Source organism: Daejeonella rubra, assembly GCF_900103545.1.
Classification (GTDB): domain Bacteria; phylum Bacteroidota; class Bacteroidia; order Sphingobacteriales; family Sphingobacteriaceae; genus Daejeonella; species Daejeonella rubra.
Genome location: NZ_FNHH01000002.1, coordinates 100,681 through 119,267, shown reverse-complemented (window position 1 = coordinate 119,267; position 18,587 = coordinate 100,681). Strand labels below are relative to the sequence as shown.

Below are 18,587 nucleotides of genomic sequence, written 5' to 3'. Positions count from 1 at the left end.
TCTGAAATTGCTAAAATTTTCCGATGTTTTGTCCTGAAGATACGGACATTCGGGGGCGCTAAAATAAGGGTAATCTGTTCCGGGCATTAAATCCGTAATGACCCTATGAAACACATTTTTTATAAGCGATTGGTGGATAACAGCAACCGCAGGAAATCATCTTTTAAACACAAAAAGCAGATTAAAAAAACATCCGATGAACTGCCAGGCTTTACGCCCCTCAAATCATCGGATGAATATGTGCTATCAGCTATTTTTTAGTGCCGATTTCTGCTAAGTATTAAAGAAGCAGAATAAATACAAATCAAAACTACATTCCTAAAGTCCATCCAGAACGGTACTGACGTTTCACAAACTGATTAGCTTCATCAAAATTTGTAATTCTCATATTGGGACCGTCCCAAAGTAATTTTTTATACCGGCCCGGATAAGTAAACCCATTTCCGGAAGCATTGGCTTTACGGATATCGAATCCGCGAATCGCGAGGTTACCCATAAGCAGTGCTTCAGTAAGCGGACCTGCAACAGAAAAATCAGAACTGACTTCCATTTTACCATAGCCTGCAATTGCAGCATCAACCCATTGGGTATAATGACCGGATTCCTGACCAGGCACCAATGGAATAGTTGAAGGAACATTAACCTCAGCATTTCTGGAAAGTGGCAATAGCCTTGGATTTTTACCATAAGTATCGCAAAGCATCTTTCCTTTGGTACCGATAAATAATACGCCATTACCACCATCACCGAATATCTCATCCGGACCCAGTTCTTGTGGTCGTTCGGGTTGAATTCCACCATCCATCCAATGCATCCTTACCGGGGCATTATTCTGTTTGGATGAATTAAAGTTCATGATAACATGAGAAGAAGGAGGACAGCTTTCAGGGAAATATCCACGTTTAAATGAATCAACATAAACACTTCCAACACTGCATTCTACATCTGTAGGGTAATTCAAACCTAATACTCTGAAAGGTGCATCAACCAGGTGACAACCCATATCTCCAAGTGCTCCTGTTCCATAATCCCACCATCCGCGCCAGTTAAAAGGAACGAGTTTGTCTATGTAATTTGTTTGTGGTGCTGTACCCAGCCACAGATCCCAGTCGAGCTCCTTTGGTATATCGGCTTTTGTTGATGGCCATGGAATACCCTGTGGCCAAACAGGCCGGTCAGTCCAGCAATAAACAGTATGCACATCACCAATAATTCCGGCATTATACCACTCCATTAGTTTTCGGGAACCATCGCTTGACGATCCCTGATTTCCCATTTGAGTTACCACTTTATACCTGACAGCCGCTTCTGTCAGGATTCGTGCTTCATAAATATCATGAGTCAGAGGTTTTTGAACATAAACATGCTTTTTCAGCTGCATGGCAGAAAGTGTGACAATCGCATGGTTATGATCCGGAGTTGAAACAGAAACCGCATCAAAGTTTTTAGATTCCTTATCAAACATCTCACGCCAGTCCTTATAATACTTAGCCTTGGGGAATCTTTTTATAGAGTTTGCAGCACGGCGGTCGTCAACATCGCATAAAAACCCAATATCAGCTTTCCCACCACTCACAAAACCGGTGAGATCGCTTTCACCTTTACCACCTGCACCAACACCTGCAACGATCAGTCGATCGCTGGGCGCAATAAAACCTTTGCCTCCCAACACATGGCGGGGAACGATCATGAAACCCGCCGCTGCAATAGAGGCTGTTTTTACAAAATCTCTTCTTGAATTAGTTTTTTCTTTCATACAAGTTTTTTCATTATTAAAACGTACTAATAATTATGCATTTGCCCATGCACGATCGCCTTTTTTATAGGGAACATCACCATCAAAACTTCCGGGAGTTTCTACATAGCGGAGTGCTTTTGTTGATCCAATTTCTGAGGTAAAGAATCCAAGAAGTGTAAGTTCCTTCATCATTCTAAAATAATGTGGCGGCTCTTCAGCTTTTTTAGTTTCCATATATGCCTTTTGCTTCGTATCGAGCTCTGTCAGGAAGCTTGTTCGCTCCAGAGTACTGCTATCCATAAAGGATTTACCTGTCTTAGTTTTGCAATCCTTATCAATGGATTTAATTCCCTCAAGAAAGATCCCCTGATGTTCTTTGGTATAGCAATCTTTTACCATGATATCCATAAATTGACCCACTTTTGCTTCTTTAGCACCTGGAGTGCTTGTTTGAGGCAAAATGGTCTCTCCAATTTCATTGAGCAGGTCAACTGTCTTTTGATCAAAAAATGCCGGTTTCTGCTCAGGACTTGATTTACATCCATACTCAAGAAAAATACTTGAGCCTATAATTGTACCTCCCAGGATCCAGCTAACCTGTGATATTGCTTCTCTTCTGTTCATAAAATCCTGAATTAAATATTTCCTTTTTTCAACTCGGTAAAGGCATGATCGACAGCACGGGCAGTCATAGCCATATAGGTCAATGATGGATTTTGACATGCTGCAGAGGTCATCGCTGATCCATCTGTAACATATACGTTTGTCGCATCCCAAACCTGATTAAACTTATTAAGTACAGATGTTTTTGGATCCAGACCCATACGTGCTGTACCCATTTCATGTATTCCCATACCGAGTGTATAACCTGTATCGAATGTTTTTACATCTTTTAATCCAGCCATTTCAAGCATCTCTTGTCCGTCGGCCATCATATCCTTCCTCATATTGATCTCGTTCTGTTTGATCTCAGCATCGATAGAAAGAATATTTAATCCCCATTTGTCTTTCTTAGTTTTATCGAGCGTAACTTTATTTTCATGGTAAGGCAGTGTTTCACCAAAGGCTGTAATGCCCATTGTCCAGCCTCCCGGTTCGCATAATGCATCTTTGAAGTCTCCACCGATACTTAACTCTGCAACATTACGGCCCCAGCCTTCTCTGCCTGCTCCGCCCTGATAGCCAAAACCACGAATATAATCGCGTTTTTCATTACCCAGGTTTCTGAAACGAGGGATGTAAATACCATTCGGCCGGCGACCAAAAACATATTTATCCTCAAACCCTTCCATCCTTCCGGATGCTCCCAAACGGAAGTGATGATCCATGAGGTTATGTCCCAGTTCGCCACTGCTGCTTCCTAGTCCGCCTTCCCAAACATCAGTTGCTGAATTCATCAATACCCAGGTAGAGTTTAGAGTAGAGGCATTCAGAAATATAACTTTAGCAAAATATTCATACGTTTGGTTGGTTTCCGCATCCAGAACCTCTACCCCAGTAGCCTTTTTGGTATCCTTATCATAAAGGATCTTTGTCACAATTGAAAATGGACGCAAGGTTAAATTTCCTGTTGCAACTGCTGCAGGCAAGGTAGATGACTGGGTACTAAAATATCCTCCAAAAGGGCATCCTAACCAGCATTTATTACGATACTGACAATTTGTTCGGCCTGGAATAGCCTTTGTAAGGTTAGCTGCCCTTCCGATTAACATATGTCTGCTTTCCTTATAATGATCTTTGATGCGGGCAGCAACTGCTTTTTCAACCACGTTCATTTCCATAGGAGGAAGAAAATCACCATCAGGTAATTGCGACAGCCCATCTCTTGACCCACTGATCCCTGCAAATCGCTCCACATGACCATACCATTTTTCAAGATCCTTATATCTGATTGGCCAGTCAACGGCTATTCCTTCTTTGGCATTAGCCTCAAAATCCATTTCACTCAAACGATAACTCTGGCGCCCCCACATCAGAGAACGTCCACCAACATGGTAGCCTCTGTACCAATCGAAACGCTTTACTTCCGTATAAGGACTATCCTTATCGCTGGCCCAAAAATCAAGATTTTTTTCGTTAAGCGCGTAGTCTCTCTTTAAAACCGGATAATTTTCGATCATCTCCTGCGTACGGCCGCCCCGGTGAGGAAAATCCCATGGGTTCTTCGTAGCACTTACATAATCTTTAATATGCTCAATGTTTCTTCCACGTTCAAGCATAATGGTTTTAAGTCCCTTTTCAGTAAGTTCTTTGGCAGCCCAGCCACCGCTTATTCCTGAACCGATGACAATTGCATCATAAATATTATCAGCCATATATTTAATTTTAATTCTCTAATCCTTGTTCTTCATTCAATATTCATTCTTCAAACATCACAGATCCTTACAGCAGTCCTTAGGGAATCTGCCTTATCAGCATGAAGCGGAATAAATTCCTGAGCTACATAACCCTTAAAACCCATTGAATGAATAGCTTTCATGATTGCCGGGTAATTTAATTCCTGCGTATCATCGATCTCATTCCTTCCGGGTACTCCAGCTGTATGATAGTGGGCAATATATTGATGGTTTTCCCTGATCGTCCTGATCACATCTCCTTCATCAATCTGCATATGATAAATATCGTACAATAGTTTGAAATTATCAGAACCGATCATTTTTGCGAGTTCCACTCCCCATTTAGTTTTATCACATTGATAATCCTTATGATCGATCTTGCTATTTAACAGCTCCATTACAATGGTAACATGATGCTTTTCAGCAAGAGGCATGAGCTGCTTTAAGCCATCAGCAGAATTATTCAGGCCAGTTTCATCATCCAGGCCATTTCTGTTGCCACTGAAACAGATCAGATTCTTATATCCTGCTTTTGCAACAAGAGGAATCATTTCCCGGTAATTCTTTAAAAGAACTGAATGATTCATTTTATTGTTCCACCCCTCTTCAAGACTTATTTCAGCTCCATTACACATGGTCGATTGTAAACCATATTTTTGAAGTACCGGCCAGTCTTTTGGCCCAACCAGATCTATACCCTGAAGCCCAATTTCCTTAGCCAATTTACATAGCTCATCAATGGTTAGAGAATTAAAGCACCACCGGCAAACAGAATGGTTGATATTGCCTTTTAAAGCTTGAAAATTAGTTTTCATTTTGAAAGAAGAAAGCGAACCTGCAGCACCTACGAATGCAGTTCCGGCTAGAATATTTTTAATCGCTTGCCTGCGATTCCTATATAAATTTATCATTGTTCTTAAGATACCTCCTCTTTATGTTTAAGAGCATCTTCCTTGTCCTGATTAAATGTAATGACAAAAAGCACGGCTACTGCAGCTGCTATTCCAGCAGCTACCATCCATATCTTCTCCCAATCATGGCTTGTATCTGAAAGTTTATATTCATCACTTACAAAACCTGCAACCCAGAAACCGATCAGCATTCCTGCACCATAAGTAGCCAGTGTAATTAAACCTTGTGCGGCGCTTTTATATTTTTCGCCAGCTTTTGAATTCGTATATATCTGTCCGGAAACAAAGAAGAAATCGTAACATATGCCATGCAGAGCGATACCAACCAGCAGCATTGAAGAGAGCTCATTTGCATTACCGTATGCAAACAATGTGTATCTGAGGGCCCAGGCGATCATACCAACCAGAATTGTTTTCTTGAAACCGAATCTGGAAAAGAAAACAGGCAATAATAAAAGAAATAACACTTCAGATATCTGTCCGATCGTCATTTTACCTGTTGGATTTTCCATTCCGAGTTCTGATAAGAAAAGGTTGGCATTCTGATAGTAAAAAGCAAGCGGAATGCAGATAAGAATGGAAGATATAAAGAAGATCAAAAAGTTTTTGTTGTTTAATAATTTGAGCGCATCTAAGCCAAGAATATCTGAAAAAGTAACTTTCTCCCCCTTAATTATTGTTGGAGGAGTGGCAGGAAGAGTAAAACTAAATATCCCAAGTGTGATAGAGGCGATACATGCCATCAGAAATGTATTTCTCAATAGTCCTTCAGAAACAGCCTCTGCTGAATCCCAGTGAAATAAAAAGCTAATACATAAACCAGCTACGATCCAGCCGATTGTTCCCCATATCCTGATCGATGAAAATTCTTTCTCAGGATCTTTCATCTGATTAAAGGAAACAGAATTAACAAGTGCCAGTGTCGGCATGAACATGATCATATATGCAAATACATAGGGGTAGAAATCTGCAAAATCAGTAGAATTGTACATTTGAAACATTAAAACAGCCCCTATAAGATGCAGGAAACCAAGGATCTTTTCAGCGTTGAAGTAACGGTCGGCAATCATACCAATAATGAATGGTGCGATTATAGCCCCAAATGATTGAGTTGAAAAAACTGCTGCGCTTTGTGAACCATCGGCAAGAAGGTCTTTTCCCAAAAATGTTCCAAGAGTAACAAACCATGAGCCCCAGATAAAGAATTCGAGGAACATCATGAATGATAATTTAATTCGGTTACTTAGGATCATATTCTTTTGAATTCGGTTGTTTTGAAATTGAATGGAGAAAAATTAGCATTAAAATCTTTAAAAAATAAAATAACAGGTTAAGTTTCCCTCAATTCAAAGCCGATCATCTAAATACATCATTTAAAAAATAACCCAGTCTGTTGATTTGTGGATTGGGTAATTTCTATTAGTTTGTTTAAAATAAATGTATATTTTTATTTTTAATATTCATACTCAATTAAATTTCATCGTTGAATATTCATCCGTAAATCAAAGTATTCCTGAACTTCTAATATTTTAAGTTTTTTTCTTAAAATATACCAGAATAAGATTGAAATGAACATTAAATAAATAAATCCCAAAAAGAGAGATAAAAGACAATCAATCATAAAAATGATAAATAAAACAAAACTAATACCGGCAGTAATCGTCGTACTTTCACTATTCGCTTTTAACACCTGGAAACAGACTGTTAAGCCAAGGGTACTTGTTTTTAGTAAAACAGCAGGATACCGACATGAATCGATCAATGCAGGAAAAATAGCCCTCATTAAACTGGGTAAAGAAAATGGATTTCTGGTTGATACCACCGAGAATGAAAATTATTTCAATGAAGATTCACTAAAAAAATATTCGGCGGTAATTTTCCTGAACACCACCGGCAATGTATTAAATAGCCCTCAGCAGATCAGTTTTGAACGATTTATTCAGGCAGGAGGAGGCTATGCAGGGATTCATGCTGCAGCGGATACAGAATATGACTGGCCCTGGTATGGAAAATTGGCAGGCGGCTATTTCCTGAGTCACCCGCAAATTCAGGATGCAACCTTAAATGTGGTTGACAAAACCCATATTTCATCAAAACACCTTCCTGAAAAATGGATACGAAAAGATGAGTGGTATAACTACAAAGAACTGAACAAGAATGTTAAGGTACTTATTTCGCTGGATGAGAAAAGCTACCAGGGAGGTAAGAATGGCGAAAATCATCCGATATCCTGGTTTCATGAATTTGATGGTGGCAGAGCTTTTTACACAGGATTGGGGCATACCAACGAATCTTACTCAGACCCATTATATCTGAAACATGTTCTGGGAGGGATTAAATATGCCATCGGAAATAATACTCCCCTGAATTATTCAAAAGCTTTAACACCAAAAGTACCGGAAGAGAATCGTCTGGTGAAAACTGTTTTAACTGTTGGAACATTGTTTGAACCAACAGAAATGACCATTCTTCCTAATCTGGACATCCTACTGGTTCAAAGAAGAGGAGAGATCATGCTATATAAAGCAAGTACAAAAAGTGTTAGCCAGGCTGGAGTATTAAAAACCTATTCTCAAACTTCAGTAAAGGGTGTGAATGCAGAGGAGGGTGTTTTGGGGCTGGCAGCAGATCCGAAGTTCAAGGAAAATAATTTTGTTTACATATATTATAGTCCGATAGGTATTTCCGTTAACCGCCTGTCTAGGTTCAAGTTTATAAACGACAAATTAGATGTTTCATCTGAAAAGGTCATATTAGATGTCGCTTCTCAAAGGGAAATATGTTGTCATACTGGTGGATCAATCGCCTTCGGACCAGATGGTTTATTGTATGTCTCTTCAGGTGATAATACTACGCCATTTGATGTTCCAAAGCAACAATTTGTCAATAAAGGATATGGGCCAATGGACAACAGACCCGGACTAGAGCAATACGATGCAGGCAGATCTTCAGGGAATACCAACGACCTTCGGGGAAAGATCATGAGGATCAGGGTAAAGGAAGATGGCAGCTATGAGATACCTCAGGGCAATTTATTCCCGCCCAATACTCCGGGTACAAGGCCTGAGATCTATGTAATGGGTAACCGTAATCCATACCGTATCTCTGTTGATAGTAAAACAGGATTTCTATACTGGGGTGAGGTTGGTCCCGATGCAAATGCTGATAGTCCGGAACGCGGAACAAGAGGTTATGATGAATTAAATCAGGCGAGAAATGCCGGTTTCTTCGGCTGGCCATATTTTGTTGGCAAAAACTATCCATACAGAGAATACGATTATAAAACAGGAACAGCCGGAGCTGCATTCGACCCGGAAAAACCCGTAAATAATTCCCCGAATAATACAGGCTTAAAAAATCTTCCACCGGTTCAGCCGGCATTTATATGGTATCCATACGCCGTATCAAAAGAATTCCCAAAGCTTGGAACAGGCGGAAGGACTGCTATGGCGGGACCTGTATATCATAATGAACTGTATCCTAAAGAAACCAGATATCCGGATTATTATAATAACAAACTGTTTTTTTACGAGTGGATCAGAAATTGGATCAAACCTGTTACAATGAAGCCCAATGGAGACTATGACAGTATGGAAGATTTCATGCCGTCTACATCTTTTGCAGCTCCTGTTGATATGGAAGTAGGACCTGATGGCAGAATTTATGTATTAGAATATGGTAAAGGATGGTTCTCTAAGAATGATGATGCAGGAATTTCAAGGATTGATTATATAGCTGGTAACCGCCCTCCGAAAATCAATAAGCTCATCATAAAAAATACCAGCGGCTTAGTTCCTTATAAGCTGCAGGCTAAAGTTGATGCCAATGATCCTGACGGAGATGAGATAAATTATGTTTGGGACCTGGGCAATGGCGTTAAGAAAACCACCACAATTCCATCCATCGAATATATTTACACAAAGGCTGGTGAATACCCTGTTAGCGTTCAGCTGACCGACAAACAGATGGCAAGTTCTAATAGCAGCTCAATTGAGGTTACTGCCGGTAATGCTGGCCCCAAGGTTGATATCGTTTTAAAAGGAAACCGAAGCTTCTACTTTGCGGGAAGACCAGTTGATTACCAGGTATTGGTCAGTGATCAGGGTGCTGTAGTAAACAAGAACACTGTTTATGTAGCTAATAATTATACTAAAGGTACTGACCTGGCAGGTTCATCCCTGGGACATCAGGCTTATTCTGAAACTCAGGCAGGGCAGGCATTAATGCTTAAATCAGATTGCCAGGCATGCCATCAGGTTGATAAGAAATCTATAGGACCATCATTCACTCAGGTATCTGCAAAATACCAGAAAGATCCTAATGCGGTCAGCTATTTGGCTGCAAAGATCATCAAAGGTGGTGGCGGAGTTTGGGGAGAAGTAGCAATGTCAGCCCACCCTACTATGAGTGATTCAGATTCTAAAAAGATCGCCCAATGGGTTTTATCCTTAGAAAACAAAGCAGTCGCTAAAGCATCACTTCCAATTCAGGGAAAAATCATGCCTGCAACTTCAACAACTGATGGAGAAAATACCATTTTCGGTTTGTATGCGAGTTATACTGACCAGGGAGCATCAGGTTTAAAACCTCTATCAGGTTCTGCAAGTGTTAATCTGCGAAGCAATATATTTAATGCCAGAGAACTTACAGAAAGAACAAGAATTGCATTAAAAGATTCTACCAATAGTGGCTTCCTGGTCTATCCGGAAAATAATGGCTGGTTGAAATTGAACCAGATAGATCTTTCAGGAATCAGCCAGGTTGAACTGGAGAACATCTCAAAAGGTCAAGCGGGAAATTATACAATTGAACTTCGCCTTGATTCAGAAAAAGGATTATTGATCGGGAAAGGTAATTTTATAGATAATGGAACTTTCAATTTGCAGAAAAACACTTCAATTTCAGTTAAACCGGTAATTGATAGAAAATTACATAATCTGTATATTCATATCGTTTCAGAACCCAAAAATGTAAAACAAAGGCCACTACTCAGAACCATAAAGTTCATCCCGGCTAAATTACTATAAACTGAAATGCAGCTGATGTGGTTTCTACGAATCACATCAGCTGCTTATAAATTAAAGCCAGAAAACGTGATGAAAGTGCATTTCAAATTTTCTTTGTTATTGCTTTGCCTGTATAGTTTAAGTGCTTGCAATACCAGCTCCCCAAAAAAACCGGAAGAAAAAACTGATACAATCGCAAAAACAGATGTTTTATCCCCAAAAGCATTTCAAAAAAGTATTGACGGAAAAAATACTGATCTCTTTATTTTAAAAAACAAAAATGGAGTAGAAGCTGCATTTACCAATTACGGAGCGAGAATAATTAGTCTGAAAATGCCTGACAAAAATGGCGTTCAGACAGATGTAATTGTTGGATTTTCTAGTGTTGATCAATATATTAAATCAACTGAACCCTATTTTGGAGCAACAATCGGCAGGTATGGTAATCGAATCGCAAAAGGGAAATTCAGCCTGGATGGAACGACTTACATCCTTCCTATAAATAATGGTGTAAACTCTCTCCATGGTGGTAAAAAAGGATTTCAGGATGTTATATGGGATGCCAGTCAAACGAATGAACAAACGATAGAGTTCAGTTATTTTTCAAAAGATATGGAGGAAGGCTATCCTGGCAATCTAAAGGTAAAAGTTATTTATACCCTGACAGATTATAATGAATTAAAGATTAGCTATGAAGCAACAACTGATAAAAAGACTGTTATAAATTTAACCAACCATGCATTTTTTAATTTAAATGGTGAAGGCTCAGGATCGATATTAAATCATATGCTTCAGATCAATGCAGAATTATACACTCCCGTTGATTCAACTTTGATTCCATTTGGAAAGCATGAATCAGTTGAGGGAACCCCTTTTGACTTCAGAAAAATTTCAGCCATAGGACAAAGAATCTCGGATGTTAATGTACAGCTAAAGAACGGTAAGGGATATGACCATAATTATGTTTTGAATATTGTAAAAAGCAATGAAATGCATCTGGCAGCTATTGCGAAAGGCGACAGATCGGGCATTATCATGGAAGTTTTCACAAAGGAACCTGGGCTTCAATTTTACAGTGGAAATTTCATGGAGAGTAAAAACACATTTAAGGGTGGCTCAAAAGACGATTTCAGAACAGCATTTTGTCTGGAAACACAGCATTTCCCGGATTCGCCAAATCAGCCTGCCTTTCCGAGTACAGTTTTAAATCCCGGAGAAAAGTATAATACCAGCACTGTTTATAAATTTTCAATAAAGAAATAGGTGGAAAACAAAGTGGTCTTATCTGAAAAAAGCATTTATTGAATTTAAATTCCGTACTCTATTATTATATTGAGCCTGTTATTAGGATCGCTCCCATTGGGGCTTAAATTCTTAATTAGAACATTTTTTCACCTTATAGATCGTTTTAGCAAATACTGAAAAGCGAAGAACATTTTATTAGATACATATGAACAGAAAACTAAGAATGGGAATGGTTGGCGGAGGAAAGGGAGCCTTTATCGGAGCCATTCACCGCATAGCCGCCAATATGGACGGCATGATAGAACTTGTATGTGGAGCACTCAGTACCAGTCCTGAAAAGGCTGATGAGAGCGGCAAAATGCTGTTCCTTGCTGAGGACAGGACCTATCATAGCTTCGAAGAAATGATCAAAAATGAAAGTCAGCTGCCTGCAGATCAGCGGATGGATTTTCTAACCATAGTAACTCCAAATCATGCCCATTTTGCTCCGGCCATGATGGCTCTCGACCATGGATTTCACGTGGTAATAGATAAACCGATCTCTTTTACTCTTGATGAAGCGAAACAATTAAAGAAAAAGGTAGAAGAAACGGGGCTTCTGTTACTACTTACCCATACCTATGCCGGTTATCCCATGGTGAAGCAGGCTAAGCAAATGGTCAAATCCGGAGAATTGGGTAAGATCAGAAAGATCTTAGTAGAATATCCACAGGGATGGTTAAGCCGTTTATCTGAGAAAGATGGTAACCCTCAGGCCGCCTGGAGAACAGATCCTGAAAGATCTGGTAAAAGCGGTTGTATGGGAGATATTGGAACACATGCAGCCCATCTTGCAGAATATATTAGCGGATTAAAGATCAGTAAACTATGTGCCGATCTTAATATTGTTGTTGATGGTAGGTTATTAGATGATGATGGAAATGTACTTCTTCGATTTGATAATGGAGCCAATGGAGTACTTGTTGCATCGCAAATAGCTGCAGGTGAGGAGAACGCCTTAAGGATCAGAGTTTATGGAGAAAAAGGCGGATTGGAATGGGCACAGCAGGAACCGAACACCTTAATTTTAAAATGGCTGGATGAACCTGCGCAGATCTTAAGGACGGGTGGGCATAATCTTACTAATTATGCTGCTTTCAATAGTCGCACACCAGGCGGACATCCTGAAGGATATCTGGAAGCCTTTGGCAACCTTTACCGGAATTTTGCTTTATGTCTTTCTGCCAGGATCGATGGCTCCACTCCTCCTGAAGAAGCTCTTGATTTCCCATCAGTAGATGAAGGGATCAGAGGAATGGCTTTTATCGACAATGTGGTTAAAAGCAGTTTAAGTAATGAAAAATGGACAAATTTTGAAGTTTAATCTATAGAAAATGACTACAATAAAAGGACCTGGAATATTTCTTGCGCAGTTTTTAGGTGATGAAGCCCCCTTTAACAGCCTGGAATCAATTTGCAAATGGGCAAAAAGCCTCGGATACGCTGGAGTACAGATCCCAACCTGGGATCCGCGTTGCATTGATCTTCAAAAAGCAGCAGAAAGCAAGACCTATGCTGATGAGATCAAAGGATTAGTGAATGAATGTGGTCTGGAGATCACTGAGCTGTCAACTCATTTACAGGGACAGCTAGTAGCAGTAAACCCGGCTTATGATCTTCTTTTTGACGGTTTCGCCCCTGCCTCTGTGCATAATAATCCGAAAGCCCGTACAGAATGGGCCGTTCAGCAATTAAAGTATGGTGCAATGGCTTCCAGAAACATGGGGCTTACTGCTCATGCAACTTTCAGCGGATCTTTGCTTTGGCATACCTGGCATCCATGGCCACAGAGACCAGAAGGACTTGTTGATGCAGGGTTCAAAGAACTAGCAAAAAGGTGGTTACCTATTCTGGATCATTTTGATGAGCATGGAGTTGATGTTTGCTATGAGATCCATCCCGGTGAAGACTTATTTGATGGGGTAACCTATGAAATGTTCCTGGAAAAGGTCAATAACCATCCCAGAGCATGTTTATTATATGACCCATCCCATTTTGTTCTTCAATGCCTTGATTATGTTCAATATATAGACCATTACCACGAAAGAATTAAAGCATTCCATGTGAAAGATGCTGAATTCAACTCAACAGGAAAACAGGGAACATTTGGAGGATACCAGGGCTGGGCAAATCGTGCAGGACGGTATCGCTCTCCGGGAGACGGACAGGTTGATTTCAAAAAAATCTTTAGCAAGCTGACCCAATACGACTTTAAAGGCTGGGCTGTAATGGAATGGGAATGCTGTATCAAGCATCCTGAGGATGGAGCACGTGAAGGTGCAGCCTTTATAAAAGATCATATTATAAGAGTAACAGAAAAGGCCTTTGATGATTTCGCTGGTCGCGGAAGTGACGATGAGTTTAACCGAAAAATTCTGGGCATTTAATTTAATTCACTATTTTTACATTAAAATAAAATATATAATTCATGAAAAAAATAATAGCAATTTTCGGAATCTGCAGCTTAATTTTTGCTTGTACAAGCAGCGAAAAATCAGAAAGCACAGAAGATACAAGTACAGTTGCAGTTGCAGCACCTGTTGATACTACTTCAACAGCAGCAACCGCATCAGTTGGATCAGCAAAAGGAGAACAATTGATCAGTGGATCAGACTGTTTAACTTGTCATAAGGTTGATGCTAAACTTGTGGGTCCATCTTACATTGATGTAGCCAACAAATACGCAGCAACAGACGCAAACATTGAAATGCTTGCAGGCAAAGTAATCAAGGGTGGATCAGGTTCATGGGGCGAAATTCCAATGGCACCACATCCGGCTATCAGCACAGATGATGCAAAAGAGATGATTAAATATATATTATCTCTAAAAACTAATTAATATGAAATATTTCAGCCTGATCATTCTCTCTGCAATTTTGTTTAGCGGTTGCGGATCAAGTAAAAACGGTATGAATAGCTCCTCAAATACTGCATCAAAGGGATGGCAAAAACTATTTGATGGAAAAACAACCGCTGGATGGCATACTTATGGCAAAACTGAAGTTGGCCAGGCATGGAAAGTGAGCGATGGTACCCTGTATCTGGATGCTAAAAATAAAAAAGAAGGACAAGGTGGAGATATTACAACCAACGAAGAATATGGAAATTTCCATCTTAAGCTGGAATGGAAGATCTCTCAAAATGGAAATAGCGGGATAATCTTCTTCGTAAAAGAAGATCTCTCAAAATACCCTTCTTCGTACAATACTGGTCCTGAAATGCAGGTATTGGATAATGATGGCCATGCAGATGGAAAGATCTATAAACACCGCGCCGGAGATCTGTATGATCTGATAGCCAGCAGTTCTGAGCCAGTAAATCCAGTAGGTGAATGGAATCAGGTTGAGATCATCTCCAACAATGGCAAACTCGACTTCAAAATGAACGGTAAAAACATCGTTTCAACTACCATGTGGGATGCTCAATGGAACAGTATGGTTGCCGGAAGTAAGTTCAAAACCATGCCCGGATTTGCTATTTACAAATCAGGTAAGATCGCTCTTCAGGATCATGGAGATGAAGTCTGGTATAGAAATATTGAAATAAAGAAACTTTAAAAATTATTGGTCGACAGTTTGATCAATAATTAGTAAAACAAGTTCAGTAAAAAGCTCAATGATTAGACCTCATTGAGCTTTTTTTATTTAGTAAAATAATGTTTATTAAATGCTATTCTTCAGATCAATTTTTACAAATTCAGGAAGGTGATGTGTAAAATTGAAATTAATCCTATTGAGATTTTCCGCGTGCAAGAATTGGAAGGATCTTCTCAACCTTTCCATTGCGGATCCCATACATGAAATCATACAGGTTAACCACAGGATCGCAGTGTGGAACAATCACTTCAAACTTATCGCCTACATTATATTTCTTGTTTGGATTGATAATTTTTACTGATCCATATTCATCTGAACCTGCATTATAATCAAAATCAGGCTCCCCGATTATTTTTCCATGAGGAACGTTCAGAGTTAAAGCTTTTGCTCCCGAATCAGTTACGTACTTTCCTTCGTTACTATTGTTAATAATGGTGGCCATAACGGTCAAAGAAGGTGCAAAATCATCAAACTCTTTTTCATTATTTTTACCACCAATAACCATATACTGATGATCCATAAACAAATAACTGCCAACCTGAACATCTGTAAATCCGGGAACTTCAGTCATGATATCATAGGTACCTGTACCACCTCCACTAAAAATTTCCGTATTTAATCCAGCCTTTTTCATCAGCTCATAGCTATTAACTACCGGCTCAAATGTCTTTAATGCCTGCTCTCTGCGAGCTTTGAAACCTTCAACGTGCTGTACTGCTCCATCATAAGCAAGGACACCATGAAATTTCAGGTTCGGAGCTTTGTCGACAAATTGAGCAAGTTCCAATGCCGGCTGTCCGTTTCTCACACCCGATCTTTTGATCACATCCAGATCCACCACAACATCAGCAACAATACCAGCAGCCTTTGCAGCATCCTGCAGGTCTCTTGCATTTTGCATGTTATCCACCGCCTGAATAAAGCCCTTGTATTTCTTCCTCAGTTCCATCGCATGCTTGATCTTTGAGGCCGTAACATTTACGCCAGTCATCAATACATTCTGAATACCGTTAACCAGCATCACCTCTGATTCACTAAGCTTAGCAGCACAAACGCCAACAGCACCTGCAGCGATCTGCATTTTTGCAATAGCAGGGCATTTATGTGTTTTAACATGCGGACGAACACCAACACCCGTCCCTTTTAAAGCCGTATGAACTGCTTTAAGGTTCTTCTCCATTTTATCAAGGTCAACACAAAGTGCCGGAGAATCAAGATCCCATTTAGATTTTCCAATATCCGAGACATTTGCCTCATATAAAGTTTCAGCACTTAGAGATGGCGACCACAATGAAGCAGCACCGGCAACAGCAGTGGCCTGCAGGAATTTACGGCGGTTTAGGGAATCAGACATTTTACTGGGTTTTTAGTTTTAGTTTATATTCTAAATTTAAAAAAAATAATGAAAAAAAATCGTATCGACCTACAATAGAGACTAATACAAATCATAAATTCTTTAATGAAAAAAATAAAACATTGAATTGGAATGCAAGCATATGTTAATAAGGTTAAAATAAAACAAAATATGCAAAGGGAATAAACCTCAATACAAACTGATTTTCAACTAATTAACTAAAACGTAACCAGTATCAAATCATTAACATCTATTATTTGGAAGCATACAATAAGCATTACAAAATATCCATGTACCATTATTGATACTTAAAAATTCTGGAATTATATCCGGATCTTTACCGAGAATTATTCTTCTATAGTTCCATTAGCTATTTTAAAACCGATAGTAAACCTTTACTTAAGAGCTATAATGAAGCAGGACTATATCAATCTGGTTATTTGGAAAAGCACAGTGAACTAATTGGGTTTAAAAAATGTCACATGTATTAAAGAATATGAAGCTTGAACAGTCTCAATATAGAATGAACTTAAACTTTCAAAGCACTAATAGATCCCTATTCTTTTAAGTAACAATGAAGCATTAAAGGTTTTGCACTCACCAGCCTTCAGCTTATAATCAAAGTTCATTTCTTCTCCTTCAACTTGAATATCAAAATAATAGTTACGGATGTAATCTGGATATTTTTTTTCCAGCTCTGCGATCTGCAGATCATGTGTAGCCACAATTCCCACCGCATTTTGAGCGATCAGCTTTTCAATAACAGCTTTAGATCCAAGGTATTTATCAACTGAGTTGGTTCCTCTTAACATTTCATCGATCAGAAAATAGATCTTCTCAGTGCTTTCTAACATCTTAAGCAAAGCCTGTAAACGATCAAGTTCCGCCTTGAAAGTAGAGGTGCTTTCATTCAAAGAATCGCGGATTCGCATATAGGTAAAGACAAGCATTCTGCTCACTTCCATTTTACAGGCACAGGAAGGCGCACCGCAAAGAGCAAGAACCGTATTGATCCCCAGAGTTCGTAAAAATGTACTTTTCCCGGCCATATTAGAACCGGTAATAATATCAATCTTCAATTCAGCATTTAAGCTATAATCATTATTTACCCTTACCTGTGATGGGATCAAAGGGTGACCAATATCTTCAGCTTTCAGAGTATAATGTTCACCCTCATTGATACCAGCAAAACACCATTCAGGATAATTGGTCTTTAAGCTACTCAGACTGATCAATGCTTCAAATGTGGCAATGACATCAAATGCCTGTTTTAAATTGTCATGATTATCCTTTTTCCAATCTTCAATAGCAAAGATCTGACGGATATTCCATAACATAATGGCATTGAGAATTGCACCAACCCCGGTCTGCCCGAATGTAAGATGGCTTATCAGAAGTGAAAATCGTTTAATCTGCTCAGAAAGCTTCCCATTATTATTATCCTTCAGATCAGCAGACAGATTTTCACTTAACGGAGATTTCCATTCTTCATCTCTCACCGCTGAAATAGCTTCAGAAAAATGATCGAGGATCCTGCTCATTTTGCCAATCATACTATCTGTTTTTGCAATCCTTGCATCATAGTTTTGCATAAGGGTCAGATTGACAACCAGGAGTACCAGCAGAGCAATTAGTAATGATGGGACAAACCAGGCTCCGATGGCTACTATTGAAAATAACCAGGGAATCCAGCGAACGTATTTTTTAATCCAGGATCCTGACTCTTCCGGGGCGGTTTTTAAATACCTGAATAATTCTTTGACCTGATCTTCAGATGAATTATTAGAGAACAGTAATACTGCCTGAAAATGGTGTTTCCAGCTTAATTTTGAATCGAGCTCGAATAGGAGTATTTGTCTTTCTCTGATTTCACTCACTGTAGCAGGCTTCATGAGCCAGCCGGCTAATTTGAAATTACCTGATACAGTAGCACAGCGATTCATCATCTCAAAAAGAGATCCTTTTCCGAAAATATCCAGATCGGATGTATACGGGTGAAGATCATCTGCATAAACCGAACCATCAGGATATAAATTTGACTTTCTTTCAAGGCTGTTAAGTTCATTGGCATGAACATCTCCCAGATTTCTGAAATAATTCATTTGCTTCTGAAACATACTTTGTTTGGAAACAAGCCAGGCAAAGCCAAGAATAAAGATAGGAACGATTAAGAACGACAACCAGATCAGTTCATATTTAATGGATTGATAGAACAGGATAATACCTGCTGCTAAAGCAAAAAGGCGCATAAAGGAATAGATATTGATCTTCCGATCAAGTCTTATTATTTCTTCATCACATTTGGCCTTATTTGCCCTGTAATAGTCACTTATCTGCTCTTGCATGCTTAATTTAATGGTTT

General features: G+C 39.3%; 13 protein-coding genes. 6 read left to right on the top strand and 7 right to left on the bottom strand.

All coding sequences use genetic code 11. The features are described from left to right. Positions 1-310 precede the first annotated feature (310 nt). From BLR27_RS01995 to BLR27_RS01975, 5 genes are read right to left on the bottom strand one after another with little or no spacing between them, the layout of a single operon-like run. Positions 311-1,756 (bottom strand): Gfo/Idh/MocA family protein, encoded by a 1,446-nt coding sequence (locus BLR27_RS01995; RefSeq protein ID WP_090698770.1) that lies wholly within the window; start codon positions 1,754-1,756, stop codon positions 311-313. 33 nt (positions 1,757-1,789) lie between these two features. Next, positions 1,790-2,362, bottom strand: a complete 573-nt coding sequence (locus BLR27_RS01990; RefSeq protein ID WP_090698766.1) for a gluconate 2-dehydrogenase subunit 3 family protein — start codon at positions 2,360-2,362, stop codon at positions 1,790-1,792. 11 nt (positions 2,363-2,373) lie between these two features. Beyond that, positions 2,374-4,053, bottom strand: a complete 1,680-nt coding sequence (locus BLR27_RS01985) for a GMC oxidoreductase (RefSeq protein ID WP_090698763.1) — start codon at positions 4,051-4,053, stop codon at positions 2,374-2,376. 50 nt (positions 4,054-4,103) lie between these two features. Beyond that, positions 4,104-4,985, bottom strand: a complete 882-nt coding sequence (locus BLR27_RS01980; RefSeq protein WP_090698758.1) for a hydroxypyruvate isomerase family protein — start codon at positions 4,983-4,985, stop codon at positions 4,104-4,106. Between the two features lie 5 nt (positions 4,986-4,990). Then, positions 4,991-6,202, bottom strand: coding sequence for an MFS transporter (locus tag BLR27_RS01975; protein WP_407641176.1), 1,212 nt, complete (start codon positions 6,200-6,202; stop codon positions 4,991-4,993). A gap of 408 nt (positions 6,203-6,610) precedes the next feature. On the opposite strand from BLR27_RS01975, the gene BLR27_RS01970 reads away from it, so the two are divergent. The 6 genes from BLR27_RS01970 to BLR27_RS01945 all read left to right on the top strand — a co-directional run bounded on the left by BLR27_RS01970 (position 6,611) and on the right by BLR27_RS01945 (position 14,832). Then, positions 6,611-10,012 (top strand): ThuA domain-containing protein, encoded by a 3,402-nt coding sequence (locus BLR27_RS01970; RefSeq protein ID WP_090698749.1) that lies wholly within the window; start codon positions 6,611-6,613, stop codon positions 10,010-10,012. Positions 10,013-10,027: 15 nt separating this feature from the next. Then, positions 10,028-11,254 (top strand): aldose epimerase family protein, encoded by a 1,227-nt coding sequence (locus BLR27_RS01965; protein WP_245704396.1) that lies wholly within the window; start codon positions 10,028-10,030, stop codon positions 11,252-11,254. A 187-nt stretch (positions 11,255-11,441) separates the two neighbouring features. Continuing rightward, the gene (locus tag BLR27_RS01960) at positions 11,442-12,599 is read left to right on the top strand and encodes a Gfo/Idh/MocA family protein (RefSeq protein ID WP_090698746.1); all 1,158 of its coding nucleotides are present in this window, start codon (positions 11,442-11,444) and stop codon (positions 12,597-12,599) included. Positions 12,600-12,609: 10 nt separating this feature from the next. Then, positions 12,610-13,662 carry a sugar phosphate isomerase/epimerase family protein gene (locus tag BLR27_RS01955; RefSeq protein ID WP_090698742.1) on the top strand — a complete coding sequence of 351 codons (1,053 nt, stop codon included), beginning with the start codon at positions 12,610-12,612 and terminating at the stop codon, positions 13,660-13,662. A gap of 41 nt (positions 13,663-13,703) precedes the next feature. Beyond that, positions 13,704-14,114 (top strand): c-type cytochrome, encoded by a 411-nt coding sequence (locus BLR27_RS01950; protein WP_090698738.1) that lies wholly within the window; start codon positions 13,704-13,706, stop codon positions 14,112-14,114. 1 nt (position 14,115) lies between these two features. Next, entirely contained in the window at positions 14,116-14,832 is a 717-nt protein-coding gene (locus tag BLR27_RS01945; protein WP_090698735.1) for a 3-keto-disaccharide hydrolase, read from the top strand. 172 nt (positions 14,833-15,004) lie between these two features. Here BLR27_RS01945 and BLR27_RS01940 read toward each other — a convergent pair whose 3' ends face one another. After that, the gene (locus BLR27_RS01940; RefSeq protein ID WP_090698731.1) at positions 15,005-16,225 is read right to left on the bottom strand and encodes an alanine racemase; all 1,221 of its coding nucleotides are present in this window, start codon (positions 16,223-16,225) and stop codon (positions 15,005-15,007) included. Positions 16,226-16,770: 545 nt separating this feature from the next. After that, complete coding sequence (locus BLR27_RS01935; protein ID WP_090698728.1) at positions 16,771-18,570, bottom strand: MutS-related protein; 1,800 nt, start codon at positions 18,568-18,570, stop codon at positions 16,771-16,773. Positions 18,571-18,587 lie beyond the last annotated feature (17 nt).